Here is a 23451-nt window from a genome sequence, read left to right on the forward strand (position 1 = left end):
CAGAATTGTTTTTTAATCGCACAGCCACGGGTATTTTGTCTAAAATGCTGTGTCTGTTTTGTTTAGTTCATTGCCTCTGAAAGGAATTGTCATGGCATTTAATCCTGCTGACGTAAAGTCGTTAATGGAAATCACCTCCCGTCCCGAACTGATCTTTGTCAAGGGCGAAGGTTCCTGGCTAGAGGATCAGGATGGCCGACGATACCTTGACATTATGCAGGGCTGGGCCGTTAACTGCCTGGGGCATTGTCCTCCTGAAGTGGTCAAGGCCATTGAACACCAGGCCAAAGTGCTGATCAATCCCTCCCCCGGGTTTTACAACCAGCCATCCATCGAGCTGGCCAACCGCCTGACCTCTGCTTCATGCTTTGATCGCGTGTTTTTTGCCAATAGCGGTGCCGAAGCCAATGAAGGCGCCATCAAGCTGGCTCGTAAATGGGGGCAGATTCATCGTAACGGCGCTTACAAAATCATTACCTTCGACCACAGTTTTCATGGCCGTACCCTGGCCACCATGTCCGCTTCCGGCAAGGCCGGCTGGGACAAGAAATTTGCTCCCCAGGTTGATGGCTTTCCAAAAGCCATCCTGAACTATCTGGATTCCGTGCGCGATCTGATTGATGACCAGACTGTGGCCGTTATGCTGGAGCCAGTACAGGGCGAGGGCGGCGTGATTCCGGCCGATCTGCAATTCATGCAAGAGCTGCGTGCCCTGACCTGTGAAAAAGGCATTTTGCTGATTGTCGACGAAGTGCAAACCGGCATGGCTCGCTGTGGCACCATGTTTGCCTACCAGCACTATGGCATTGAGCCTGACATCATGACCCTCGGCAAGGGCATTGGTGGCGGGGTACCCTTGTCTGCATTGCTGTGTCGTGAAGAAGTGGCCTGCTTTGAGCATGGTGACCAAGGGGGTACCTACAATGGCAACCCGCTAATGACCGCTGCCGGGGTAGCCGTGTTTGATGTGCTGAATGCACCGGGCTTCATGGAAAGCATCAATGAACGTGCCCAATACCTGTCTGATGGCCTGAATGCGCTGTCAGCCAAATGGGGCATGAAAGGCGAGCGTGGCCTTGGCTTGTTACGTGCCCTGATCCTGGATCGTGAAGATGGCAACGCCATTGTTGAAGCTGCCCGTAAACGTGCCCCTGAAGGCTTGTTGTTGAATGCGCCACGCACCAATTTGCTGCGCTTCATGCCTGCGCTTAACATTAGCAAGGAAGAAATTGACCTGATGCTGGGCTGGCTTGATGAGTTGATTGCACAGGTTCGCCAATAAGCCCTCAGGCAAATTTTTACCTGATTGCAAGCGCCCCTGTTTTGTTAAACGGGGGCGTATTCATTTTAAAAAGCAGTTTTTGACAAGAATATGAAGTGTTTTTTACCCTGCATCGGTAAACCCGTATTTTTGCCTTAACGGAGTCACATCTTATGAGCAATGAAATTGATGAGTTGAAAGCACTGGTGATTGAGCTTTCAAACAACCTGAACCAATGCATGGCCCAACAGGCTGCCTTGCAGCATGCTATTTATGCCTTAATGGCGAACGTTACTGATCGCAAGGCGGTTGCCAATTCGCTGACTGTTTGTGCTGAAGGCTTTATGGCTCATAGCCGGGAAATGGCGTTGCCGGATGAAATGATGGAAACTTATCAGGATGAAATAGCCGAGTTGCTGGACAGCCTGGAAGAGTAGGTTTAAGGCTTAATGCAGCAGGCCAATGAAGTGCTCTTTTGCCTGTATGGTAAGTTTTTTCAGCAGGCGTTCGGCCTGTTCCTGGCCCACGCCTTGGTTTTTGACGTTCTCGATGAAAACCAGCAATGAAGATTGCACCAGTTTCATGCCGCCGGCCTGATCGGGTTCAAACTGGAGTCCTGACACATGTTCAAGAATACCGTTGCTGTGACGGCGCCAGCCATTTGGGGCAAATTTGGGCAGTGAGGTCATGGTTGTGTGTTTACGTAAATGCTAAAGTATTAGTTTAGCGGTTTTTGTTTAAGGTGTTATGTTCATTTGCATGATTGGCCATTGAAATGATAGAATGCAAAGCTTACTAACAATAATAACAAGCCGATGTAGCTCAGTCGGTAGAGCAGCTCATTCGTAATGAGAAGGTCGGAGGTTCGATTCCTCTCCTCGGCACCAATAAAAACATGCACTTACGCCAGCCTTAACGGGTTGGCGTTTTTGCTTTTCTGGTTTGGGTAGCCTTTTTTTCAACATCAACGGGCATGCGCAATAAAAAACCCGCCATCATGACGGGTTGGTGGATTTTCGTGTTTGTTTTAGTCGACCTTTGATATTGACCAGTCAGGCCAATTATCTTTTCAGCATGTCAACCAGCGCCAGTGCCACTTTTTCTGACGAGGCCGGGTTCTGTCCGGTAATTAACTTGCCATCAATAACCACATGTTCTTCCCAATTGCCCGCTTTGCTTAGCAGTGCACCTTTATTGCGCAGTTCTGTTTCAACCAGATAGGGGACAACCTCTTCATAAGCAACGGCTTTTTCTTCTTCATCACTAAAGCAGGTAAGCTTTTTGCCTTTGACAAGAGGTGTACCTTCTGGGGTGTTAACGTCTAGCAAGACACAGCCGGCATGACAAACAGCCGCAACAATTTTGCCGTTATTCCAGAAATCCTGGATGAGTTTTATTGAATGTTCATCGTACCGAAGATCCCATAAGGGGCCATGGCCACCGGGATAAAAAATGGCATCGTGGCCGGTAGCAAAGGTTTTTTTCAGTACCACCGTGTCTTGCATCAATTGCTGCACCCGGCTGTCATTCTTGTAACGCTTGTATAAGGCTGAGTCTTCAATGGCGGCAACCGAAGCCGGATCAATGGGCACGGCCCCACCTTTGGGGGTGGCCAGCTCTACGGGAATACCTTTGTCGGTAAAAACATAATAGGGAGCCAGGAATTCCTCAAGCCACACCCCGGTAGCTTTACCTGAATTACCCATTTTATCGTTAGACGTTAAGACGATCAGTATCGACATCATTATTCTCCAGTTGCGAAGTTGTTCCTGTGATTGTATATGATCGTGATTTTTGTTGGTGGTAAGTCTTGTATTTAAGCCGAGGGGCTTGAGTAACATGTTTTGATAAGCATCTTTGGTATCCAGGATTAACGTCAGCTTTACTAAAATTGACGCTTTGAGACTTGTTGATACAGGTGGGGGAATGTTAAGTTCAATATTCTCAATTAATATTTCTTTATAAATTGAGGGTATTAAGTAGCCTTTACTTTAAATTTGCTCTTGGTTAAGGATGAAGGGTTTAGGGCGCTTGCCCTGAAGTGGTGTAATCCACCGGTCTGCATAAGTAATTGTTGGCTCGGCATACTTATCCAGACAAAACATTCTCATCGGAGAAAACTATGCAACACATACATAACTGCTGTCAGCCTGACATTCCACAAAACCAAGCTCGTCGTAACTGGCTCAAGATCAGTGCCGGAGCAGGTGCTGCCTTGGCGACAGGGCTGTCTGTCATTCCGGCTACCGCATCGGCTGCTTCGCTAACACAAGAACAGCGCGACGCCATGACACCTGACCAAGTCATTGCCATGTTGCGCGAAGGTAATGAGCGTTTTCGCAGTGGCAAGATGCAATCACATGATTTTCTTGCCCAGAAAAGAATGACCGCAACAGGCCAATATCCGGCTGCTGTTATCCTGAGTTGCATCGATTCACGTGCTCCTGGTGAGATCATTTTCGATACAGGCATTGGTGATGCTTTTGGTGCACGTATTGCAGGTAATATTTCCACGCCAGACTTGATTGGCAGTATGGAATTCGCCTGTGCTGTGGCTGGTGCAAAACTGGTGTTGGTGATGGGACATACTTCCTGTGGTGCAATTGCAGGTGCAATTGGGGGTGTACAGTTGGGTAATTTGACTGGCTTGCTGGAACAAATCACGCCAGCCGTTGCTGCAACTACCTATACTGGGGAACGCAATAGTAGCAATCGTGAATTCGTTGATGCGGTTGCCAAGCAGAATGTGTTGATGACGATAGAAAACATTCGCAAAAAAAGTCCCGTGCTGGATGGGCTCGAAAAAGAAGGTAGAATCAAGATTGTTGGTTCTATGTACAATCTGTCAAATGGCGAAGTGACTTTCTTGAATTAAGTCATTGTTATATCAAACGTTTAGCAGTTTTGAAAAGTAATGGCCGCCATCAAAAGCGGCCATTTTTTTAAGTAAATGGACATTGCAGCGTTAGTGAACAGAGCCAGGCTAATGTGATGGAGACCCTTATGCAAACCCTTCCTCAAGATATCCTGCATTTCTGGTTTGAAGAAAGTACACCGCAAATGTGGTTTCAGGGCAATAAAGCCTACGATCAGACCATACGTGAACGCTTTGGTGAAGTTTGCGAGGCGGCGGCACGAGGCGAGTGTCATGAATGGCGTGACACCATGAAAGGGCGGTTGGCTGAAATCATTGTACTGGACCAATTTTCGCGCAATATCTGGCGTGATACGCCGCGAGCCTTTAGCCAGGATGGCATGGCGCTGGTGCTGGCTCAAGAGGCCATCAAGCTTCCAGAATACCGGGCCTTGTCCACCATGGAAAGAAAATTTGTCATCATGCCCTTCATGCATTCGGAATCACGGATAATTCATGAAACTGCTTTGGTTCTGTTTACAGAATTGGGTGATGCCGCGACGCTGGAGCATGAAATCCAGCACAAAGGCATGATAGACAAGTTCGGCCGTTATCCTACCCGCAATAAAATCCTGGGGCGTGAAACCAGCGAAGTGGAAGAGGCCTTTTATAAGGATTTAACCCAAACCTGGGAAGATATTATCAACCAGGCGCAAGGATCACCGGAGTAATTTTTTCGGCAGAAAACACGCCTGTCAATCTTCGCTTAATAGAACAATGTGACAGATAAGGACTTAAGCAGCCCGATATCCTGAGCAGGTACAGCGCTACCATGAGCAATGCCGCTTTGCTGCTGGTGATTGCGCAATATTTATCGACCAGGGTATGTCGCATATTCTGCCTGGCTGGGCAAATTTTGGTCAAAAATCCCCTCCGTTCATTACGACAAAATAAAGTCAATACATAAACTTTTTTCCTAAATCAAAATATGCACTTGAATTCATATGAGTTTAAATGCATAATATGGCTTCTGATCCATATCGAGAAAATTTTCATGTCAAAAAAGCGTGATAACCCAATTATTGCCCATACGCCTGAAAGCACCGCTAAAAGCGATCTTTCCATCATGCCGCGGGCCACGCTCAAACAGTTACGAAAAATGGCCAAGTTAACTCAGGCCGACTTGTCCGAAACCATGGGCGTTGGGCAAGACACCATTTCCCGTCTTGAAAAACGCCACGACATGTTGCTCTCTACCATTAGCCACTATATTGAAAATCTGGGGGGCAAGCTTGAAGTGGTTGCCCTGTTTCCCAACCGTCCGGCTATCGTGATTGATTGCCTGGAAGAGGCACATGAATCAAGCAAGAAAAGCCGTCCACCCGATTGATAAAAGGTAAAAAAATATCAATGATCCAAACCCCGTATTACCTGATTGACAAATCAGCCCTCTTGAAAAATCTGCAAGTCATCGACTACATCCGGAAAAATTCCGGTGCCAAGGTGCTACTGGCTTTAAAATGCTTTGCCACCTGGTCAGTATTCGATTTTATGAAACCGTACATGGACGGTACGACCTCGTCCTCCCTGTATGAAGTCAAGCTGGGCTACCAGAAGTTTGGCGGTGAAACCCACGCTTACAGCGTTGCCTTTGCCGATCACGAAATAAAAGAAGTCATCGCCAATAGCGACAAAATCATCTTCAACTCCATCCAGCAGTTTGAGCGCTTTGAAGCCCTGGCAGAAAACAAGCCTAAGGGCCTGCGCCTGAATCCCGGTATCAGCAGCGCTTCGTTTGACCTGGCCGACCCGGCCCGCCAGTTCAGCCGTCTGGGAGAAGGCAATCCAGAACGCATCCTTTCCATTATTGATCGCCTTGATGGTGTCATGATTCACAACAACTGTGAAAACAGCGAGTTCGCCCGTTTTGATGACCTGCTTACCCAGGTTGAAGAACGCTATGGTGAGATCTTGCATCGCCTGAAATGGGTCAGCCTGGGCGGAGGCATCAGCTTTACCGAACCGGGCTATCCGGTAGATGCTTTCTGCGAACGCCTGCGCCGCTTTGCGCAAACCTACGGCGTGCAGGTTTACCTTGAGCCGGGCGAGGCCACTGTGCGCCATACCACCACACTGGAAGTGACCGTGCTGGATACTGGTTTTAACGGTAAAAACCTGGCCGTGGTAGACAGTTCAACCGAAGCCCATATGCTGGATCTGCTTATTTATCGTGAAACGGCACCGGTCGGGAATAAAACCGGGGCACATCGCTACCAGATCTGCGGTAAAACCTGCCTGGCCGGAGACATTTTCGGTGAAGGCAATTTTGATGCGCCTTTGCAAATTGGCGATCGCCTGTCTATTGGTGATGCCGGTGGCTACACCATGGTCAAAAAGAACTGGTTCAACGGCATCCATATGCCATCCATTGCCATCAAAGAGCCTGATGGCAGCACTCGCCTGGTACGCGAATTTATCTATGACGACTATGTCGGCAGCCTGTCTTGATTAATATTTTAAAAATTGAAGAAAGGGGTAAAAAACCAATGAAACGCAATGTCCTTATTATCGGTGCCGGTGGCGTCGCTCATGTAACGGCGCACAAATGTGCCCAGAACAATAAACTGCTTGGTGATATCAATATCGCTTCGCGTACTGTTGCCAAATGCGAAGCCATTATTGACTCCATCAAGGAAAAGGGTAACCTGCAAAGCCCGGGTGTGCTGCGTGCGCATCAACTTGATGCCTATGATATTGAAGCGACCAAGGCACTTATCCGTTCTACCAGTAGCCAAATTGTGATTAATGTGGGTTCGCCTTTTCTTAATATGTCGGTACTTGAAGCCTGCATTGGCACCGGCGCCGCTTATCTGGATACGGCCATTCATGAGGATCCCAACAAGGTTTGCGAGACGCCTCCCTGGTATGCTAACTATGAATGGAAACGTAGCCAGGCTTGTAAAGATGCCGGTGTAACTGCCGTTTTAGGTGTTGGTTTTGACCCTGGTGTGGTGAATGCTTACGCTCGTTTCGCCTACGACAACTACTTCGACAAGGTTGAATCGATTGATATTATTGATATCAATGCGGGCAGTCATGGCCGTTATTTTGCCACCAACTTTGATCCCGAGATCAATTTTCGCGAGTTTACCGCTACCGTCTGGTCCTGGGAAAACAGCCAGTGGAAAGCCAATAAAATGTTCGAGCATGGTAAAGAATGGGACATGCCGGTGACTGGCAAAAGCATAGCTTATTTAACCGGGCACGATGAGCTGCACTCCCTGTCGCGTTTCCTGGATGTGCCCAATATCCGGTTCTGGATGGGTTTTGGTGAGCACTATATCAATGTCTTCAACGTATTAAAGAACCTGGGCCTGCTTTCTGAAAAACCCGTACGTACCGCCCGTGGCCAGGAAATCGTGCCGCTGGAGGTTGTTAAGGCGGTATTGCCTGACCCGGCTTCACTGGCTGCTGGCTATACCGGTAAAACCTGCATTGGCGACCTGGTAAAAGGCACTAAAGACGGCCAGCAAAAAGAAGTCATGATCTACAACACCTGTGATCATGAAGCGTGTTACGCCGAAGTAGGCAGCCAGGCGATTTCCTATACTGCTGGTGTGCCCGCGGTTGCTGCTGCCATCTTGATTGCCAAAGGCACCTGGGATGCCAAACGCATGGTCAACGTAGAAGAACAGGACCCGGCTCCGTTCATTGCGCTCATGAACAATATGGGCCTGGTAACCCGCATTAAAGATGAACAGGGCGATCGTATCCTGCACCCCATCCAGGAATTGGCCAGCCGCGAACCAGAAAAAATGTTTGGGACAGCCTAAGGCGTTTGCAGTGCCATTGCAATAAATTCTGCCTTGGTTACCCGCTTGGCGGCTTTGTTATATATTTGCCACCCCTGTGCGCTGCCGGGGATGGCAAAATATTTTGTGCTCATGTATTCTTCAAGAATAAGAAAAGAATAAAAAACGCACTTTCCGGAGAACAGGCAATGCAAAAGCAAGCGCACCCAGCAATGTCATGGAGTCTGGACAATGTTCCCTATCATGACATAGATATCACGGCGGTCCGGTCAAGAGAAGACCTGTTTTATCTGGTAGCGGGTGCTTCGTTTATTGAAATTGCCGCCGACCTGTATACCGATAACCTGATTGAATATTTCAATGACCAGCCCGAGATCATGCAATGGCTGGTGGATTACTGGAAATTTGAAGAAACCCGCCACGGTCATGTACTGCGCGATTACACCAAACACGTATGGCCTGAATTTGACTGGGATAGGGCTTATGCTTCTTTTTATGCCGATTATTCGGTGCAATGTACCCAAGAGGCACTTGAGCCTAGCCGTTGCCTGGAAATGGCTGCCCGTTGTGTGGTGGAAACCGGTACGGCCACGTTTTACCAGGCGTTGTCAGGCCAGGCCAATGAGCCGGTATTGGCTCATATGGCTAGCCTGATCCGGGCCGATGAAATCAGTCACTACAAACATTTTTACCAATATTTCAGACTTTACCGTACGCTTGACCCCACCAGTCGCTTGAAAATATTCCGTGCCATTGCCCGCCGCGTGATGGAAGCCCGTAACAGTGATGCTGAAACAGCCCTGTGGCATGTGTACATGGTGCAGCGCAATGTTGATGTCAACAGTGACAAAACCGAATTCAAGAAAATGTGTGCCCAATTCAGCCAGCAGTTCCGGCAGTATTATCCCTTGGGCATGGCGGCAAAAATGCTTATGCGACCACTGGATTTACCCAAGGCGGTAAGCCGGGTTGTAGAAGGGCCTTTGGTTAAAGTGGCCGAGCGGGTGATTGGCAAAAAAACGTCAGCAAAACCTGAAAAGCAGGCTCATTAATGCCTTGTGGGTAGATGCAAGGATTTTTTCGATAAGAAAATATAACACATTGATTTTATGGAAAGTAAGTTCATGCATTTTTCTTGTTTAGCCCACTTGTACAGATGAAAAAATCACTTTACTATGTGCCTTATATGAGTAAAAAAACAAGATAAGTAATAGTAAAGTAAAACAGGTAAAGTAAAAAAATTTACTCGCAATCAGCATGAATCGGCCACTGCTTTTCAAGGGTAGTGTTTGCTGCTTGCCATGCATTCTCAAGTTCTAACAAACTTTTAGGGTGAGCAAGCAATGATGACAGATTTACAAGGCAACCGTCTTGCCCAGGCAAGTGCTGAAGCTGTAGATTATTACGACCAGGCGGTGGCCGCTTTCAATATTTATACTGGCGATCCCTTCAGCCTGGTTAACCAGGCCATAGAAGTTTCACCAGGCTTTGCCATGGCACATATCTTCAAGGCTTATATGTTGGCCGTGGCTACCGAGCCGGTCATGAACGGATATGCCAAAGACACGTTACGACACCTCAGAAGCATGCATTTAAGTGACCGTGAGGCCTCGCATTTGGGCGCATTGGAGCTAATGCTACAGGGAGAGTGGACTGCTGCCGCCTTGGCGTTGGATATTCACAATTGTCATTATCCGTTGGATATCCTCGCTTTGCAGGCGGGTCATTTGATAGATTTATACCGGGCTAATGCACGTAACCTGCGTGACCGCTTGGCACGTGTATTACCCTATTGGTCAAATAATGTGCCCGGGTATTCCATATTGCTTGGCATGTATGCTTTTGGGCTGGAGGAAACCGGCGATTACGACAGGGCCGAAGAAACCGGTCGCAAAGCCACGGAACTGCAACCGCGCGACTGCTGGGCACACCATGCCGTTGCGCACGTTTTGGAAATGCAGGGGCGTGTACTTGAAGGCGTGAAATGGATGACAGCCCGTGAGTCATACTGGTCTGAAGAAGACAACTTCTTTAAGGTACATAACTGGTGGCACCAGGCGCTTTATTACCAGGAGCTGGGGCAGATAGATGTGGTCCTTAGCATTTACGACAATCATATCCACCATGTCAATAGCACCGTGGCCTTCGAGTTGGTTGATGCATCGTCCATGCTATGGCGCCTCAATCTGGCGGGCGTTTATGTGGGCGATCGCTGGGATGTATTGGCCGACCGCTGGCAGGCCCACGCTGACGGGTCTTCCTACACCTTCAATGATTGGCACGCCATCATGGCTTATCTTGGGGCCGGGCGGGATCTTGATGTTGAAAAAAACCTGAAGGATTGCAAAAACATCAAGCCGGGCAGAAAGTCGGAAATGCAGCAATGGACTAAACAAGTTACCTTGCCCTTGATGGAAGGATTTATTGCTTTCTGGCGTAAAGATTATCAAACTGCGATTGAGCAGCTGTATGGAACAAGATTTATTGCCAACCGTTTTGGGGGGAGCCATTCCCAACGCGACATTATAGACCTGACCCTGCTAGAGGCAACCATTCGCGCTGGTCAGACTGAACTGGCACAAGCGCTTGTTAATGAACGCCTGGCGCTGAAACCAAATAGTCGGCTTAACCGGGGATTTTTGGAGCGAAGCAAAGGTAAGGCAGTTTCCGGGTTTCATTAGTGGCAAAGCGTGGGAGTCAAACAACCACCCCGTCAGGCTGCGCCTGCCACCCCTCCACGGAGGGGAATTTTCCTGCTTCGTGGACGTGTCAGTGTTACACATTCCCCTCCGTGGAGGGGTGGCGCGTAGCGCCGGGGTGGTTCACTCCCGCATGGAAATGCCTAGTGCCCATACTCCGCATGGAATGCATACGCATAATAAATACCCACTACCGCAGGTAACCTTCAGTCAACGCAACCCAATAAGCGGCACCAATTGGCAGTATTTTCTGGTTAAAGTAATATTCAGGGTGGTGCACCATCTTGCCAGGGCCGTTGCCCAGAAAACAATAGGTGCCTTTCTTTTTCTGCAGCATGAAGGCAAAGTCTTCTGAGGCCAGAAAAGAGGGTCCGGGATAAATGACCTTATCTTCGCCAAAGGTGGCGCGTGCAATTTGCACCGCCTTTTCTGTTTCTTCGGGATCATTGACGAGTACGGCGCCAGGTACCCCTTCGCGGATGTCAGAGGTGCAGCCAAACGACTGCGCCTGATGCGTAACGATACGGCGGATATTGCCCAGTACCATTTCGCGATCTTCCGGGGTGGTGGTGCGCACGGAAAGGCGCAGGATGGCATTGTTGGCCACCACATTGCCGGCATTGCCTGCCAAAAAAGCACCAATGGTAACCACGGCACGATGCGCTGGCGCCACATTGCGCGACACGATACTCTGGATTGCCATCACAATGGATGAACCAGCAACTACCGGGTCAATGGTCAATTCGGGAATGCCGCCATGCCCGCCTTTTCCGGTAATATTCACTTCCCAGTTGTCAACCGATGCCATCATCTGGCCCGGGTTGAAGTAAAACTTGCCTTCTTCAAGATCTGGGATGTTATGCATGCCAAACACGGCATCAACGGGGAAACGTTCAAATAGCCCGTCCTTGATCATGGCAGGGCCGCCTTCCATGGTTTCTTCACCTGGCTGGAAAATCAGTCGTACAGTACCATTGAAATTTTTGGTTTTGGCCAAGTACCGTGCGGCACCCAGCAGCATGGCGCTATGGCCGTTATGGCCGCATAGATGTGACACGCCGTCAACGGTTGATTTATAGGATAAATCGTTTTGTTCCTGAATGGGCAAGGCATCAAAGTCGGCCCGCAGACCGATGCTCTTGTTGCCATTTCCAACCTTCAGCGAAGCGACGATGCCATGTTTGCCAACACCGGAAACAATTTCATAATCGCCAATACGGCGCAGTTGTTCAAGGATGTATTCCGAGGTTGCGGTTTCCTGCATGGACAGCTCGGGGTGGCGATGCATATGCTCGAACCATTCTTTCATTTGGGCACTGTCTTGTTCAAGCGCTTTGACGAGGGCATTCATATTGCTTCTCCTGTGTTAAAGAGGGGGCAGCCACTATTAATGGCGGCTGGCTCGAGATTTATTTGCGCTCGGTGGATTTGCCCTTTGGCACCGTGATGACGATAGACAAGATTGCTGCCAGTAACATCACCAGATTGGCTGCCAGCGCAAACAAGGCTGCTTCGCGCGAGGCCAGGTTTTCTTGATTACCTACGAAAGTGATGACCCCTTCAATCCAGTTAACGCTGTCATTGGAACCGGCAATCGCGGTGTAAATGGTTGATGAGATGGCCACCCCAAAAGAGGCACCCAGTGAAGAGGCCATTTTGTAAATACCGGCACCGGCACCTGCCTGGTCTTCGGGCAGGTTTGACAGGGCGGCATCGGTGGATGGCGTAGCATAGAAGGCCAGGCCAAGCCCGAACAGCGCAAAGGAGATGACTGCCAGCACTGTGTAGGAGCCCAGCATCAGGTTGGTGGGCATGAGTAACACGATTGACAGGCCGACGATATAGCAGCCCCATAGCATGGGTTTACGTGGACCAAAGCGTTGCAACATTTTTTCACCAACGCGAATGAAAGCCAGAATGGTGATGGCGTAGCCGATGGTTAGCAGGCCCGCTTTTTGTGCGGTCATTGAGCCACCTTGCTGCAACAGCAGCATGGCAACCAGGATGATCCCGGCGGTTGCGTTCAGCAACAGGTTTGAAATGGTGGCGCCGGTATACGTGAGGTTTTTGAAGAGGCGGAATTGTACAAAAGCGTTGGCGTTGTTACTTTCTATTTTGTAGAAAGACAAGCCAAAAACGATGGCTGTTGCCAGCAGACCAAGCGCGGCAGGACTGGTCCAGCCCAGTTTGGAACCTTGGGTTGCAAATATTTGTAGTGCAACCATGGTGACCATGAACGTTAGTACGCCCATTAAGTCGAATTTATAGCCTGGTTTTGGGGGAGCCTTGCTTTCGGGGGTACCGCGTACCATCAGCATGCCAATTAGCGAAACAATCGCGGCAATAATGAAGATCCAGCGCCAGCCAACGTTTTGGGCCATCAGGCCGCCAAACAAGGCGGCAAAACCGGATCCGCCCCACGACCCCATTGACCATAGTGAGATGGCGCGCTGGCGTTGCTCTCCGCTCCAGTAGGCTTTTACCAGGGCCAGCGAGGCGGGCATGATGAAAGCACCTGACAGACCCTGGCAGATCCTGCCCAGCATGAGGGAAGTGCCACCCAGCGGGCCAGATGGTGCCAGTCCCACCAGCAGCGAACCGATGATGGAAAAAACAAAGCCCAGCTGTACCATTTTGACGCGACCGACCCAGTCGGCCAGACCACCGATGACGACAATGAAAATACCTGAAAAAAGCGCCGTGATTGATACGGCAATATTCATGAAAGACTGTTCAAGCTGCAGATCGGCAGCCATGGCGGGGACAATGTTCAGCGTGGTCTGGGCAAACAGCCAGAACGCTAGTACACCTAAAATGATACCGTAAAGCAGCCTGTCATTGCCTTGATAAGTTTCTGCTGTGGTTGGGTTCATGATAATCCTGTAGGTGGTTCATTGGCGGGCGTGCCAAAGGCACGAATGAAGGACATCTGGTATCAAAAAACTTAATTCAGAATAGCATATTTTCTATGTGTCTCATATTGGGATATAAGTAACTTATTTGTAAATGGAAGTCAGAATATACATATAAAAAATTCAATTAACGGTAAAAAAATAAACCCCCTGCTCAAAAAAACAGGGGGTTTATTAACACTTTGTAAGGCATTGAATTTTCAATGCCTTATTTTTTAAGTGACAGGAAGTCTTACTGCAGCAGTCGCCCGCCGTCAACCACGATACCAGTACCGTTAATCATTTTGGCATCTTCAGAGGCCAGAAATGCTACGGTGGCGGCAACGTCTTCGACGGTTACAATCTGGTTCATCGGGTTCATGGCACGTACCGCTTCCAGTGCCTTCTCTTCCGAACCAAACTGTTTGCTGAGTGTGGCATCAACCAGTTGCGTCCAGACATAGCCCGGATGCACGGCGTTAATGCGTACTTTCTGGCCAGAGCGGGCGGCACTGAGTGCTGCCTGCTGCGTCATATTGATAATGGCACTTTTGCTGGAACCGTAAGAGCCTCCACCCACGGAACCCACGAACCCGGCAATCGAGCCCATGTTGACAATGGCGCCGCCATTTTCATTACCTTTCATGGCCTGGATGCCTGCCTGTATACCCAGGAACGTGCCGTCGACATTAATCGAGAAAAGCCGTTTCCATTCCTGAAAGTCAATGTCGCTGAACGGTACGCTTTGGTTGGAAATAACCCCGGCATTATTGACCAGGATATCGCAGCGACCATGGCGCGTCACAACCTGTTCAAAGGCGCTTTTCCAGCTTTCCGCAAGCGTGACATTCAGTTGTACGTAGTCGGGAACCGCCATACCCTGAAAGCGGGCGGCCAGCAAGGCATCATCTTTTTCTTTCAGATCGCCCAGCACAACCCTGGCGCCTTCCTGGGTTAAACGGGTGGCAATGGCCATGCCAATATCACCCATGCCGCCAGAAATTAACGCGACTTTATTTTCAAGACCTCTCATTATTCATTACCTGTATGATTAATTCACTTGCATGTTTGCATCGGCCATCACTTTACTCCACTTCTCAATTTCTTCATTGATATAAGTGGTAAATGCTTCTGGCGAGGTGGTGTTGATCAGTACACCCTGGCTGGTAAATTTTTTGGCAATCTCTGGATCCTGCATGGCTTCAGTCATTGATTTGTTCAGCAACGCAACGATCTCGGGAGGTGTGTCTTTCTTGACGGCAGCACCCCACCAGAAAGTAGGCACAATCTCACCGTAGCCCAGCTCTTCCAGTGTGGGTACATTCGGCAGCAGGGGAGAACGCTCTTTGGAGCCAATCGCCAGGGCACGCAGCTTGTCACCCAGCACAAAAGGACCGCTGGTGGGAATCGCGTCATACATGAAATCAACCTGGCCGCTGATGGTGTCTTGCAAGCCTGGAATAGAACCTTTATAGGCCACATGGGTCATTTCCTGGTTCAGCTTGTTTTGCAGCAGGGTACCAAACAGATGGCCGCCCGTGCCAACACCCTGGGAGGCGTAAGTCAGGCCCTGGGGTTTTTCTGAGGCACCTTTAACCAGATCTTCAAAAGTCTGGTAGGGGCTGTTCATGGGAACCACGACCAAAGCCGGTGACACAATCAACTCGCCAACAGGTTGCAGGTCTGTGCGCGGATCATAAGAAAGATTCTTGAACAGACCCACATTGGTGGCCAAAGAGGGCACATCGCCAATAAACACGGTGTATCCATCGGCAGGGGCTTTTTTCAGCACATTCATGCCAACCTGTGCGGCACCGCCCGGTTTATTGTCCACCACCACGGGCTGCCCCAGTTTTTTGGACATATGGGCACCCACTTCACGGGCCAACACGTCGGTCAAACCGCCGGCAGCGTAAGGCACCAGGAAGGTAATGGGTTTTTCGGGGTAATTTTGGGCCTGTGCAACACCGGCTGTCAGACTCATGGCCAGGCAAACGGGGGCGAAAGATTTCAACCATTTTTTCATTTATGTCTCCAGATACGAATGTTTATGCTTCGGCGGCAATGGTATTTCTCAGAATACCGACTGCATCCACTTCAATTTCAACAATATCACCTTCTTTCATGAATACGGGTGGATTACGTTTGGCACCCACGCCACCCGGTGTTCCGGTCACGATCACATCACCTGGATTCAGGGGCAGGAAAGAGGAAATATAGGCAATTTGCCGTGGAATGCTGTGAATCAGCATATCGGTGGTGGCACGTTGCATTTCTTCCCCGTTCAGGCGGGTAATCAAGGTTAATTTCTGGTTGGGTTCAATTTCATCGGCCGTGACCATCCAGGGGCCGAAACCACCGGTTTTCCAGAAGTTTTTACCGGGAATCCACTGCGAAGTGGCGGTTTGCCAATCGCGGATACTGCCGTCGTTGTAGCAGGCATAACCGGCAATGTGATCCCAGGAATCTTCTTCTGAAATACGGCGGCCGCCTTTACCAATCACAATCGCAATCTCACCTTCGTAATCCAGTTTGACAGACTCGGGGGGCAGTACAATACTGTCGTTGTGGGCAACCTGGGACTCGGCCACGCGCAGGAAAATTACCGGTGACTCGGTTTTTTCCTTGTTGGTTTCTTTCACGTGCTCATCATAATTCAGGCCGATACAGAAAATCTTGCCAGGCTCTGGAATGACGGGCAACAATTCAAGGTCGGCAAACTTCAGGGTTGCCGTTGCATTGGCAGCCAGTTCTTCAGCCTTGGCCAGCAGGTCTTTTTCAAGCACTTCTTTCAGCGTATTGGCTTCGCCTTCAAACAAAGGCTTCAGATTGACCACATCGTTGCCATTCACGGCACCGAAGGTTTCTTCATTGTTCAAGTTAAAACTGATTAGTTTCATTTTTATTTCCTGCCTGGTATATAAGATATAAGAGATATAAAAAATTTATTTCTGGGGTGCCGCATTCATTAGGGTGTGCATCTGCTTTACCCATTCGGAGCGGGGCATGAATTTTGGGGATGCCTGGGCAATGCTTTTCACCTGGGCCATGATTTCGTGATCAGTCTGGCTGAAATCAATGGTTGCCTTAAGGGGCTGGTCGCAATACCACTCGGTATCCATGAAAACCTCTATCCGGTTGCCTTCAGGATCAAAGCTGTAGATGGATAGCGCATTGCCATGCGTGCTGGGGTCCATCCGTTCAGCGCCTGCCAGCTTCAGGCATTCATGGTAGTGGCGCAAGGTGGGCAGATCCTGTACCCGCAGCGAAATCTGGTTGATCACGCTAAAGGCCACATCTTCCGGGCGGCCGCTTACCAGTGCCAGTTGATGATGCTCTTCCGGATTCTGGCTAAGGAACACGATGTCTTTGCCGCCAATCACGCCCTTGTCGGTAATGAACAGTTGCAGTGCCTGTTGGTAAAACTGCGTCATGCGTGCAATGTCTTTGACAAAAATTCCTACATGACTAAAAGACAATGTCTCTTTGTAATTGTTTTCTTTGTTAAAACTCATAAATTATCACTATTTAATAAAATTCATTGAAATAATTATATTTAATAATTTAATATAAATCAATTATCAAATAAATAAAAAATTCAATAAATTTGTAAATTGATATAATATGAGGTTTTTTCCACCCAAAAAGCCGGTTTTCCCCATGTCTAGTCTTACCAAAATGCTGAATGTGCTGGATCTTTTCACGCCAGAACACCCCTCCTGGACGATAGAGGAAATGGCCGAGCACCTGGCCTATGCCGTGCCCACCATGTACCGCTATGTAAAGGAATTAAGCACCGCCGGCCTGTTAAGGCACAGTTCGGGGGCACGCTATGTGCTGGGCACCCGCATTATTGAGCTGGATTATCAGATCAGGAATATTGATCCTTTAATTCAGGCCTCTTCACAGGCGATGCGCGCATTGGCAGAAAAATCGGGTTCTGATGTCGTGTTGGGTACTATTTATGCCGACCGCATTATTACCGTTAGCCATGCGTTTGGGGAAGAAAATTTAAAAATCAGCTATGTGCGTGGCAAACGTATGCCTTTGTTCAGGGGGGCGTTGTCCAAATGCGTGCTGTCCACCCTGTCCAAGCCCCAGTTGCGTAAGGTTTTTACTGATAATGTTGGCGAGTTTACAGGGCAAACGCCCGAAACCGTTCAGGAATCCTTAAAGGAAATCCGTAAAAAAGGCTATTGCGTCACGTTCAGTGAACTGAACCAGGGCGTGGTGGGCATTGCCATTCCTTACCAGAACAAACCGCATTTGATCAACGCTTCACTGGGTTTTATTGTGTCTGATAAGCGTTATAGCCTGATGGAAGAGGGCAAGGCCGTGGCTGAGTTGCAGAATTGTGCCGAGGAAATTGATTTTGCTTTGCGGCATTATGGGTAGGGGGGCATGCGTGGGAACCACCCCGGCGCTACGCGCCACCCCTCCGCAGAGGGGAATTTTCCTTCTTCGTGGATACGTTTGTGTTTGGCTTGTTTTTATCTCGTTCCATGCTCCTGCGTGGGAATGCATAATCAGCCGTATAAAATCATCCTTTTATTTTTATAAATCCCTGTTTTTTATTGAATAAAAATCCTTCGTTGGCAAGTATTAGCATAGGCTCATCACCTTTACTATCACCATAGGCATAAATAAACGGTGGTAAACGCCCGTTTAGCCATTTCAAAATTCTTTGAGCCTTGTGTTCACCAAAACAGTTGCCACCCTCCAGCTTACCGGTAATACAATCTTCTCTAACAGCCAATTGGCTGCTTAACAAGGCATTGATATTTTCTCTTTTTACCCAGCTGCTTAAATAAACATCAAGTGAAGCACTAACCAGAACACACTCATGTCCCTGTTGTTGGTGCCATTTCAAGCGTTCTACGCCTTCGACTCTAAGCATGCTTGGTATGATTTCTTGGCTGAATCTGCTACCTAAATTAAACAGTTCATCTATAGGATAGCCAGACAAATACCATTTCAATACAAGTTGTTTGGTAACGTCGTTGCGAATGAGTTTCAAGAAATAGGCAATTAAAACGGGGCTGATTGCAAACAACTTAATGTAGTAAACAGGTTTGCCGACCACAAACTTAAGAAATGGCATTAGCGAGTCTTTGGTGGTAAGCGTGCCATCAAAATCAAAAAACGCAACCGGTCGATTGAAATCCGTTTTAGCCATCTGATTCATAATGACATTTTTTTAAAAATAGACTCTGGAATATGTTTAATAATAAACATGATACCCCACCAAAAACCAGGTAAATAAACTTCATTTTTACCCTTAACCATGGCGTTTACAATACCTTGCGCAATCTTTTCAGGTTTGCTCCATAGTAAGCCTGACTTGTTAAAACTGGCTGTCATTGGGGTATCTATAAAACCGGGTTTAATGGTAACAACATCAACCCCTTTTTTAACCAAACGGTTGCGCAAACCCTGTAAAAACAAGCTTACCATACCTTTAGAGGCACCATAAACGTAGTTGCTTTGTCTACCTCGGTCGCCCGCTACCGAGCTGATTACGGCAATTACCCCTTTTTGTTTAGGTTCAAAATAATTTGCCAGTAAAGTCAATAAACTGATTATGCTTAACGCATTCGTTTCAATTTCTTTTAGCGTTAAGTCAACACTATTCTCACAGTCTTGTTGAGTTGGTAAGGTACCGTGTGCAATCAGGACTGCATCAATTTCACCCAATACATCTTGGGCACGCTCGATAATTGTCTGATGCTGTTTAATATTTACCAGATCACAACAGAAACCTTCAATTTTTTGACTAGTACCTGCCCTGACTTTCAAATCATTAACAATCGCTGTCAGTTTGCTATTATTCCGACCAACGCAAAACAATGAAGCACCCTGGCTAACCAATTGTCGTGCAACCTGTTCCGCAATGGCAGAAGTGGCACCAAAAATAACGACTCGTTTTAAAGAATTCATGGTGTTACCCGTTTCCAGAAGCTTGAAGAAAAATTTGGATCTGTAAAGTGACTGAATGCTTCCCACTGTGGGAAACCTGACTGGAACAAATCTGCTGGCATACGTGCATCTTTTGCGGGGTAAAGTGCCCCTCCTGCCTCTCTCACAATGGCATCAAGGTCAGCTAATAAACGCAGGGTTTTGTCACCCCGGTTAGGAAAATCCAATGCCAGCGTCATACCAGGGCGAGCGAAAGACAGCATGCCTATTGAGGGTTGATTGCCAAATGTTTTAAGAACCGCTAAAAAAGAACCTTCTTTTCTTTTTGAAATGGTAGTTAATAAAATTAACGTGGCTTCTTTTGCGTTGTCGGGTGGAATAACGCACTGATATTGATAAAAACCCTGACGACCATAAATACGGTTCCAGTTCTGGATGGCATCCAATGGATAAAAATACGGGACATAATGCGACAATGCGCCATGTGGTTTAATGCTTTGACGGTAATAAAGCGCATTAAAAGCCCGTAAGCTCATTGGGTTAATGAGCGAGAAAGGGGGTGAAAATGGAACCCTTTTTGTTTTTTCTTTGAAAACAGGGTAAGTGCTTTGGCTGGCTGCATGCTGGCCGGCAAACAAAATTCCCCGGCCACGCGAGTTCCCACCTGCCATGCAATCAATCCATGCCACCGTGTATGGAAAATTTAGTTCGGCCTGTGCGTTTAATGGCCAAAACTCATCAAGGTTTTGAAACCGTTGTGATTGGACCCACATCCATGGGTTGTTGACAGGCATCAGTTGCAGTTCAACCCAGCGTATAAGGCCGGTCAACCCCAACCCCCCAATGCTTGCTTTAAAATAGTCTGTATTTTCTGTTGCTGAACAATGCAGAATAGAACCATCGCTACGCCAAAGCTCAAAGGCCCTTACATGATGCCCAAAACTGCCCATAATATGATGGTTTTTGCCATGTACATCATTGGCAACAGCCCCCCCGATGGTGGCAAGCCGTGTACCGGGGGTAACCGGTAGAAACCAACCTTGCGGAACAATTAAGGCCAGAAGATCAGCCAATGTCATACCCGCTTCACACCGGATTACACCTGTTACAGGGTTAAACTCAATGAACCGGTCAAGCTCGTGGGTGAGCAAAAGCGTGCCTTCGTTAGTTAGGCAAACATCCCCATAACTGCGGCCATTGCCATAAGGCAGAAAGGGTTTTGGCAAATGCGTTGAAAACGGCTCTTGCCGGTAAGACAGGGCATGAATTTTTTCAGAAAAAACACGGGGCAGTTGGTTCCAGGAAAGAGGGGTTTTCATTTTCCGGTACTCATTGAAGTATCCAAAGCGTGATGACAAACCATAATATGACGGTAATTAATAAATGAGGATCTTGCAACAGATCTTTGGCCGTGTCGTTACCCTTTGAGTGACGGTGTAATAAAAATATATAACGAAAAATGCCATACATCACAAAGGGTAATGTAAGAATCAGGTTCTCGGTATTGTGAAGTTGGATAGTTTTGGGTGAAACCGTATACAAACCGTATGAAAGAATAGTGCCGGCTGCGGTGATGGCAATGTACTGTTCTAAAATAATTGGGCTGTAGTCATCTAAAACCCGTCTTGTTAAAGCTTGATCTTGTTTGTCACCCCCTTTTAGCATAAGGAGTTCTGCGCGTCGTTTAGAAAAGCCCATAAATAAGGTTATCATTAAGCCACATAGCAGTAACCAGGCAGAAGGTGCAATACCAAGCCCAAGCGTACCGGCTAGAATCCTTAGCATAAAGCCAGACGAGATTAAAAATACATCAAGAATGACAATATGCTTTAAGTTTAATGAATAAAAAATATTAATAATAAAATAACTGATAGTGCATGCCGCAACGTAAATACTTACGCTTATTGACAGGCCAACTGACGTTAAAAACAAGGCCACTAATAACATTTTTGCACGATGAGGTGAAATTTCCCTGCTGGCGATGGGCCTTTTGCATTTTATTGGGTGAGCACGGTCTGTTTCAACATCAACCAGGTCATTCAGGATATACACTGCACTTGCCATGGCACAGAATGCGGCAAATGTCATCATGCTTTCATACAGTGTTGATAAATCCCATTGATGGGCAAATAAAGGACCGATGAACACAAAGCTGTTTTTCAGGTATTGATGGGGCCGGATGAGTTTTATAAGAGGGGGCACTTTGACAGAGTATCCTTGTATCCTGTGAAAAATGTAAATTTTGGCCAGTATTACTGCAACAATCTTAGTGCTTAGCCAACGGGTAAGATTGTAATGCTATATTTTCGGTTAAAAGATTTTGGCACAACGGTCGGCGGGTTTATTCCTATTTATCGGAATAGGATTTCATACATCATCTAGAGTTTTCATGCGTTTTTTTTCTAAAATCAATCAAAATAATTTGCTTCATAACAGGGTTTTAATCGTTTTTTTTGCTTCCCTGTTTTTGCTGGTTCTAATACGAACAGCCTGGATTTCTGATGATGCCGCCATTACTTTAAGAACCGTTTTAAACTTTACCCATGGGTTTGGACCAACGTTTAATATTGACGAAAGAGTTCAGGCATACACACACCCTTTGTGGTTTTTGTTGTTATCAGTTGGTTCTTATATTTCAGGGAATGTTTTTTATACAACTTTTTTCCTATCAATCTTTATTTCTGTTGCAACATTGATTTTTTTGCTTGGTACACAGCCACGCAACTTGCTGGCACTTGTTTTGATTAGTGCAGCAGCTGTTTTATCAAAATCTTTTGTTGATTTTTCTACTTCTGGCTTGGAAAATACTTTATCACATTTAATTTTATTGATAGCAGTTGTTTATGCATCATTGTGCCTTGATAAAGGTAAAAATAGATTAACTGGATTTTTCTTATCCTGTTCTGCACTTTATCTTAATCGTCCAGATTTGCTTTTGATGATGCTTCCCATGGCGATATATTTATTTTATACCGCTTATCGAAAGCCAGAGCATCACGTTTGGAAATCAATTTTAATCTCATCCATTCCTGTTGTTTTGTGGACGGGGTTTTCCATATTTTATTATGGGTTTCCATTTCCAAATACGGCTTATGCAAAACTGGGTACAGGAATAGATTTAGATGAGAGAGTTGTTCAAGGGCTAATATACATATTGCATGTAATTATTCAGGACCCAATAACAGCCTTTTTCATTATGGCTGGCATCATAATTGGGATTTTTTCGTCAGTTTTAAATAGATGGCTTTCAATAGGAATAATTTTATATCTTGTTTATATTTTAAGTATTGGTGGTGATTTTATGATGGGTCGTTTTTTATCAGCACCATTTTTTGTATCATTGATTATTATTGCGAGAGAATCTTTTTCAAAACTCATTGTAATTACGCTTATAGTTTCAATTATTGTTTTAGGTTCTCGTAATATTATTCCTAATTTTATTTCAGGTTCTTCATATTCGAATCAGGCAATATCAATATATGGTGTGGCTGATGAGAGAGGATACTATTATCAACGTTTTGGTTTGTTAGCGGCTACAAAAAATACTTTTAAACAACCACAATGGTTCATTCATAATGAAAAGGTAGGAACTATTTGTGGAGAGCTGGGTTTTAATTCTATACGTCATGGGCCAGGAATGCATTATATAGATACCTGTGCTTTGGCTGATCCGCTTTTGGCCAGATTGCCTGCAAAATATGATCCTAATTGGCGAATTGGCCATTTTTATAGGCAACTTCCCACTAATTATCAAGAAAGTCTTGAAAAAAATAAAAACCTGCTAGCTGATGAAAATACTAAAAAATATTGGGATTCAATTCGTATTGTTACACGAGATGGACTCTTTAATAAAAATAGGTTATTCGAAATTATAAAATTAAATTTTGGGTTTATTGAAAAGCCGGATTATGATATGTATAGATATCATAATGTTAAGAATAAAATTAATGGTGAGTTGGAATATTAAAAATTTTCATAAAATATATATTGGTATATTTTAATGTAAATAATTTAGTTG

Annotated in this window: 23 protein-coding genes and 1 tRNA gene; 12 read left to right on the plus strand and 12 right to left on the minus strand. The window is 46.8% G+C overall.

From position 1 onward, the window contains the following. Positions 1-91: 91 nt before the first annotated feature. Positions 92-1282: an acetylornithine transaminase gene (locus ACM5Q9_RS07595; RefSeq protein ID WP_418144122.1), complete on the plus strand. Its 1191-nt coding sequence runs from the start codon at positions 92-94 to the stop codon at positions 1280-1282. Positions 1283-1434: 152 nt separating this feature from the next. Further along, positions 1435-1698, plus strand: coding sequence for a hypothetical protein (locus tag ACM5Q9_RS07600; protein ID WP_418144123.1), 264 nt, complete (start codon positions 1435-1437; stop codon positions 1696-1698). 9 nt (positions 1699-1707) lie between these two features. On the opposite strand, the gene ACM5Q9_RS07605 is transcribed toward ACM5Q9_RS07600, so the two are convergent. Further along, entirely contained in the window at positions 1708-1950 is a 243-nt protein-coding gene (locus tag ACM5Q9_RS07605) for a hypothetical protein (RefSeq protein ID WP_418144124.1), read from the minus strand. A 122-nt stretch (positions 1951-2072) separates the two neighbouring features. Here ACM5Q9_RS07605 and ACM5Q9_RS07610 point away from each other — a divergent pair. Continuing rightward, positions 2073-2148, plus strand: a tRNA-Thr gene (locus tag ACM5Q9_RS07610). Positions 2149-2322: 174 nt separating this feature from the next. On the opposite strand, the gene ACM5Q9_RS07615 is transcribed toward ACM5Q9_RS07610, so the two are convergent. Then, complete coding sequence (locus ACM5Q9_RS07615) at positions 2323-3006, minus strand: type 1 glutamine amidotransferase domain-containing protein (RefSeq protein WP_418144125.1); 684 nt, start codon at positions 3004-3006, stop codon at positions 2323-2325. A gap of 377 nt (positions 3007-3383) precedes the next feature. Between ACM5Q9_RS07615 and ACM5Q9_RS07620 the strand changes: the two genes are divergently transcribed. From ACM5Q9_RS07620 to ACM5Q9_RS07650, 7 genes are all read left to right on the plus strand, one after another. Then, a complete protein-coding gene (locus ACM5Q9_RS07620) occupies positions 3384-4136 on the plus strand; it encodes a carbonic anhydrase family protein (RefSeq protein ID WP_418144126.1) in 753 nt (250 codons plus the stop codon). Between the two features lie 128 nt (positions 4137-4264). Beyond that, a complete protein-coding gene (locus tag ACM5Q9_RS07625; RefSeq protein ID WP_418144127.1) occupies positions 4265-4846 on the plus strand; it encodes a DUF924 family protein in 582 nt (193 codons plus the stop codon). Positions 4847-5169: 323 nt separating this feature from the next. Then, on the plus strand, positions 5170-5505 hold the full coding sequence (locus ACM5Q9_RS07630) for a helix-turn-helix domain-containing protein (protein WP_418144128.1): 336 nt from the start codon (positions 5170-5172) through the stop codon (positions 5503-5505). 20 nt (positions 5506-5525) lie between these two features. After that, positions 5526-6623 (plus strand): carboxynorspermidine decarboxylase, encoded by a 1098-nt coding sequence (locus ACM5Q9_RS07635; protein WP_418144129.1) that lies wholly within the window; start codon positions 5526-5528, stop codon positions 6621-6623. Between the two features lie 38 nt (positions 6624-6661). Then, a complete protein-coding gene (locus ACM5Q9_RS07640; RefSeq protein WP_418144130.1) occupies positions 6662-7948 on the plus strand; it encodes a saccharopine dehydrogenase C-terminal domain-containing protein in 1287 nt (428 codons plus the stop codon). A gap of 167 nt (positions 7949-8115) precedes the next feature. Then, on the plus strand, positions 8116-8979 hold the full coding sequence (locus ACM5Q9_RS07645) for a ferritin-like domain-containing protein (RefSeq protein WP_418144131.1): 864 nt from the start codon (positions 8116-8118) through the stop codon (positions 8977-8979). Between the two features lie 294 nt (positions 8980-9273). Beyond that, positions 9274-10608 carry a tetratricopeptide repeat protein gene (locus tag ACM5Q9_RS07650; protein ID WP_418144132.1) on the plus strand — a complete coding sequence of 445 codons (1335 nt, stop codon included), beginning with the start codon at positions 9274-9276 and terminating at the stop codon, positions 10606-10608. Between the two features lie 208 nt (positions 10609-10816). Here the strand turns inward: ACM5Q9_RS07650 and ACM5Q9_RS07655 are convergent, their stop codons facing one another. The 6 genes from ACM5Q9_RS07655 to ACM5Q9_RS07680 form a co-directional block, all read right to left on the minus strand. Continuing rightward, positions 10817-11977: a M20 aminoacylase family protein gene (locus ACM5Q9_RS07655; RefSeq protein ID WP_418144133.1), complete on the minus strand. Its 1161-nt coding sequence runs from the start codon at positions 11975-11977 to the stop codon at positions 10817-10819. 58 nt (positions 11978-12035) lie between these two features. Continuing rightward, positions 12036-13499, minus strand: coding sequence for an MFS transporter (locus ACM5Q9_RS07660; RefSeq protein WP_418144134.1), 1464 nt, complete (start codon positions 13497-13499; stop codon positions 12036-12038). Between the two features lie 271 nt (positions 13500-13770). Then, positions 13771-14550, minus strand: a complete 780-nt coding sequence (locus ACM5Q9_RS07665; protein WP_418144135.1) for an SDR family NAD(P)-dependent oxidoreductase — start codon at positions 14548-14550, stop codon at positions 13771-13773. 18 nt (positions 14551-14568) lie between these two features. Continuing rightward, a complete protein-coding gene (locus ACM5Q9_RS07670; RefSeq protein ID WP_418144136.1) occupies positions 14569-15543 on the minus strand; it encodes a Bug family tripartite tricarboxylate transporter substrate binding protein in 975 nt (324 codons plus the stop codon). Positions 15544-15565: 22 nt separating this feature from the next. Next, a complete protein-coding gene (locus tag ACM5Q9_RS07675; RefSeq protein ID WP_418144137.1) occupies positions 15566-16417 on the minus strand; it encodes a fumarylacetoacetate hydrolase family protein in 852 nt (283 codons plus the stop codon). 45 nt (positions 16418-16462) lie between these two features. Then, on the minus strand, positions 16463-17032 hold the full coding sequence (locus ACM5Q9_RS07680) for a VOC family protein (RefSeq protein WP_418144138.1): 570 nt from the start codon (positions 17030-17032) through the stop codon (positions 16463-16465). Positions 17033-17177: 145 nt separating this feature from the next. Here ACM5Q9_RS07680 and ACM5Q9_RS07685 point away from each other — a divergent pair, with 145 nt between their 5' ends. After that, a complete protein-coding gene (locus ACM5Q9_RS07685) occupies positions 17178-17912 on the plus strand; it encodes an IclR family transcriptional regulator (protein WP_418144139.1) in 735 nt (244 codons plus the stop codon). A 145-nt stretch (positions 17913-18057) separates the two neighbouring features. Here ACM5Q9_RS07685 and ACM5Q9_RS07690 read toward each other — a convergent pair whose 3' ends face one another. From ACM5Q9_RS07690 to ACM5Q9_RS07705, 4 genes are read right to left on the minus strand one after another with little or no spacing between them, the layout of a single operon-like run. Beyond that, complete coding sequence (locus ACM5Q9_RS07690; protein WP_418144140.1) at positions 18058-18702, minus strand: HAD family hydrolase; 645 nt, start codon at positions 18700-18702, stop codon at positions 18058-18060. Continuing rightward, positions 18699-19454 (minus strand): SDR family oxidoreductase, encoded by a 756-nt coding sequence (locus ACM5Q9_RS07695; protein WP_418144141.1) that lies wholly within the window; start codon positions 19452-19454, stop codon positions 18699-18701. The genes ACM5Q9_RS07690 and ACM5Q9_RS07695 overlap by 4 nt, the downstream gene beginning before the upstream one ends. After that, positions 19451-20752: an FAD-binding oxidoreductase gene (locus ACM5Q9_RS07700; protein ID WP_418144142.1), complete on the minus strand. Its 1302-nt coding sequence runs from the start codon at positions 20750-20752 to the stop codon at positions 19451-19453. Before ACM5Q9_RS07700 ends, ACM5Q9_RS07695 begins: the two co-directional genes overlap by 4 nt. A 10-nt stretch (positions 20753-20762) precedes the next feature. Then, positions 20763-21635: a decaprenyl-phosphate phosphoribosyltransferase gene (locus ACM5Q9_RS07705; protein ID WP_418144143.1), complete on the minus strand. Its 873-nt coding sequence runs from the start codon at positions 21633-21635 to the stop codon at positions 20763-20765. 187 nt (positions 21636-21822) lie between these two features. On the opposite strand from ACM5Q9_RS07705, the gene ACM5Q9_RS07710 reads away from it, so the two are divergent. Beyond that, a complete protein-coding gene (locus ACM5Q9_RS07710) occupies positions 21823-23400 on the plus strand; it encodes a hypothetical protein (protein WP_418144144.1) in 1578 nt (525 codons plus the stop codon). Positions 23401-23451 lie beyond the last annotated feature (51 nt).

Source organism: Advenella sp. RU8, from assembly GCF_048381675.1.
In the GTDB taxonomy this organism is placed as follows: domain Bacteria; phylum Pseudomonadota; class Gammaproteobacteria; order Burkholderiales; family Burkholderiaceae_B; genus Advenella.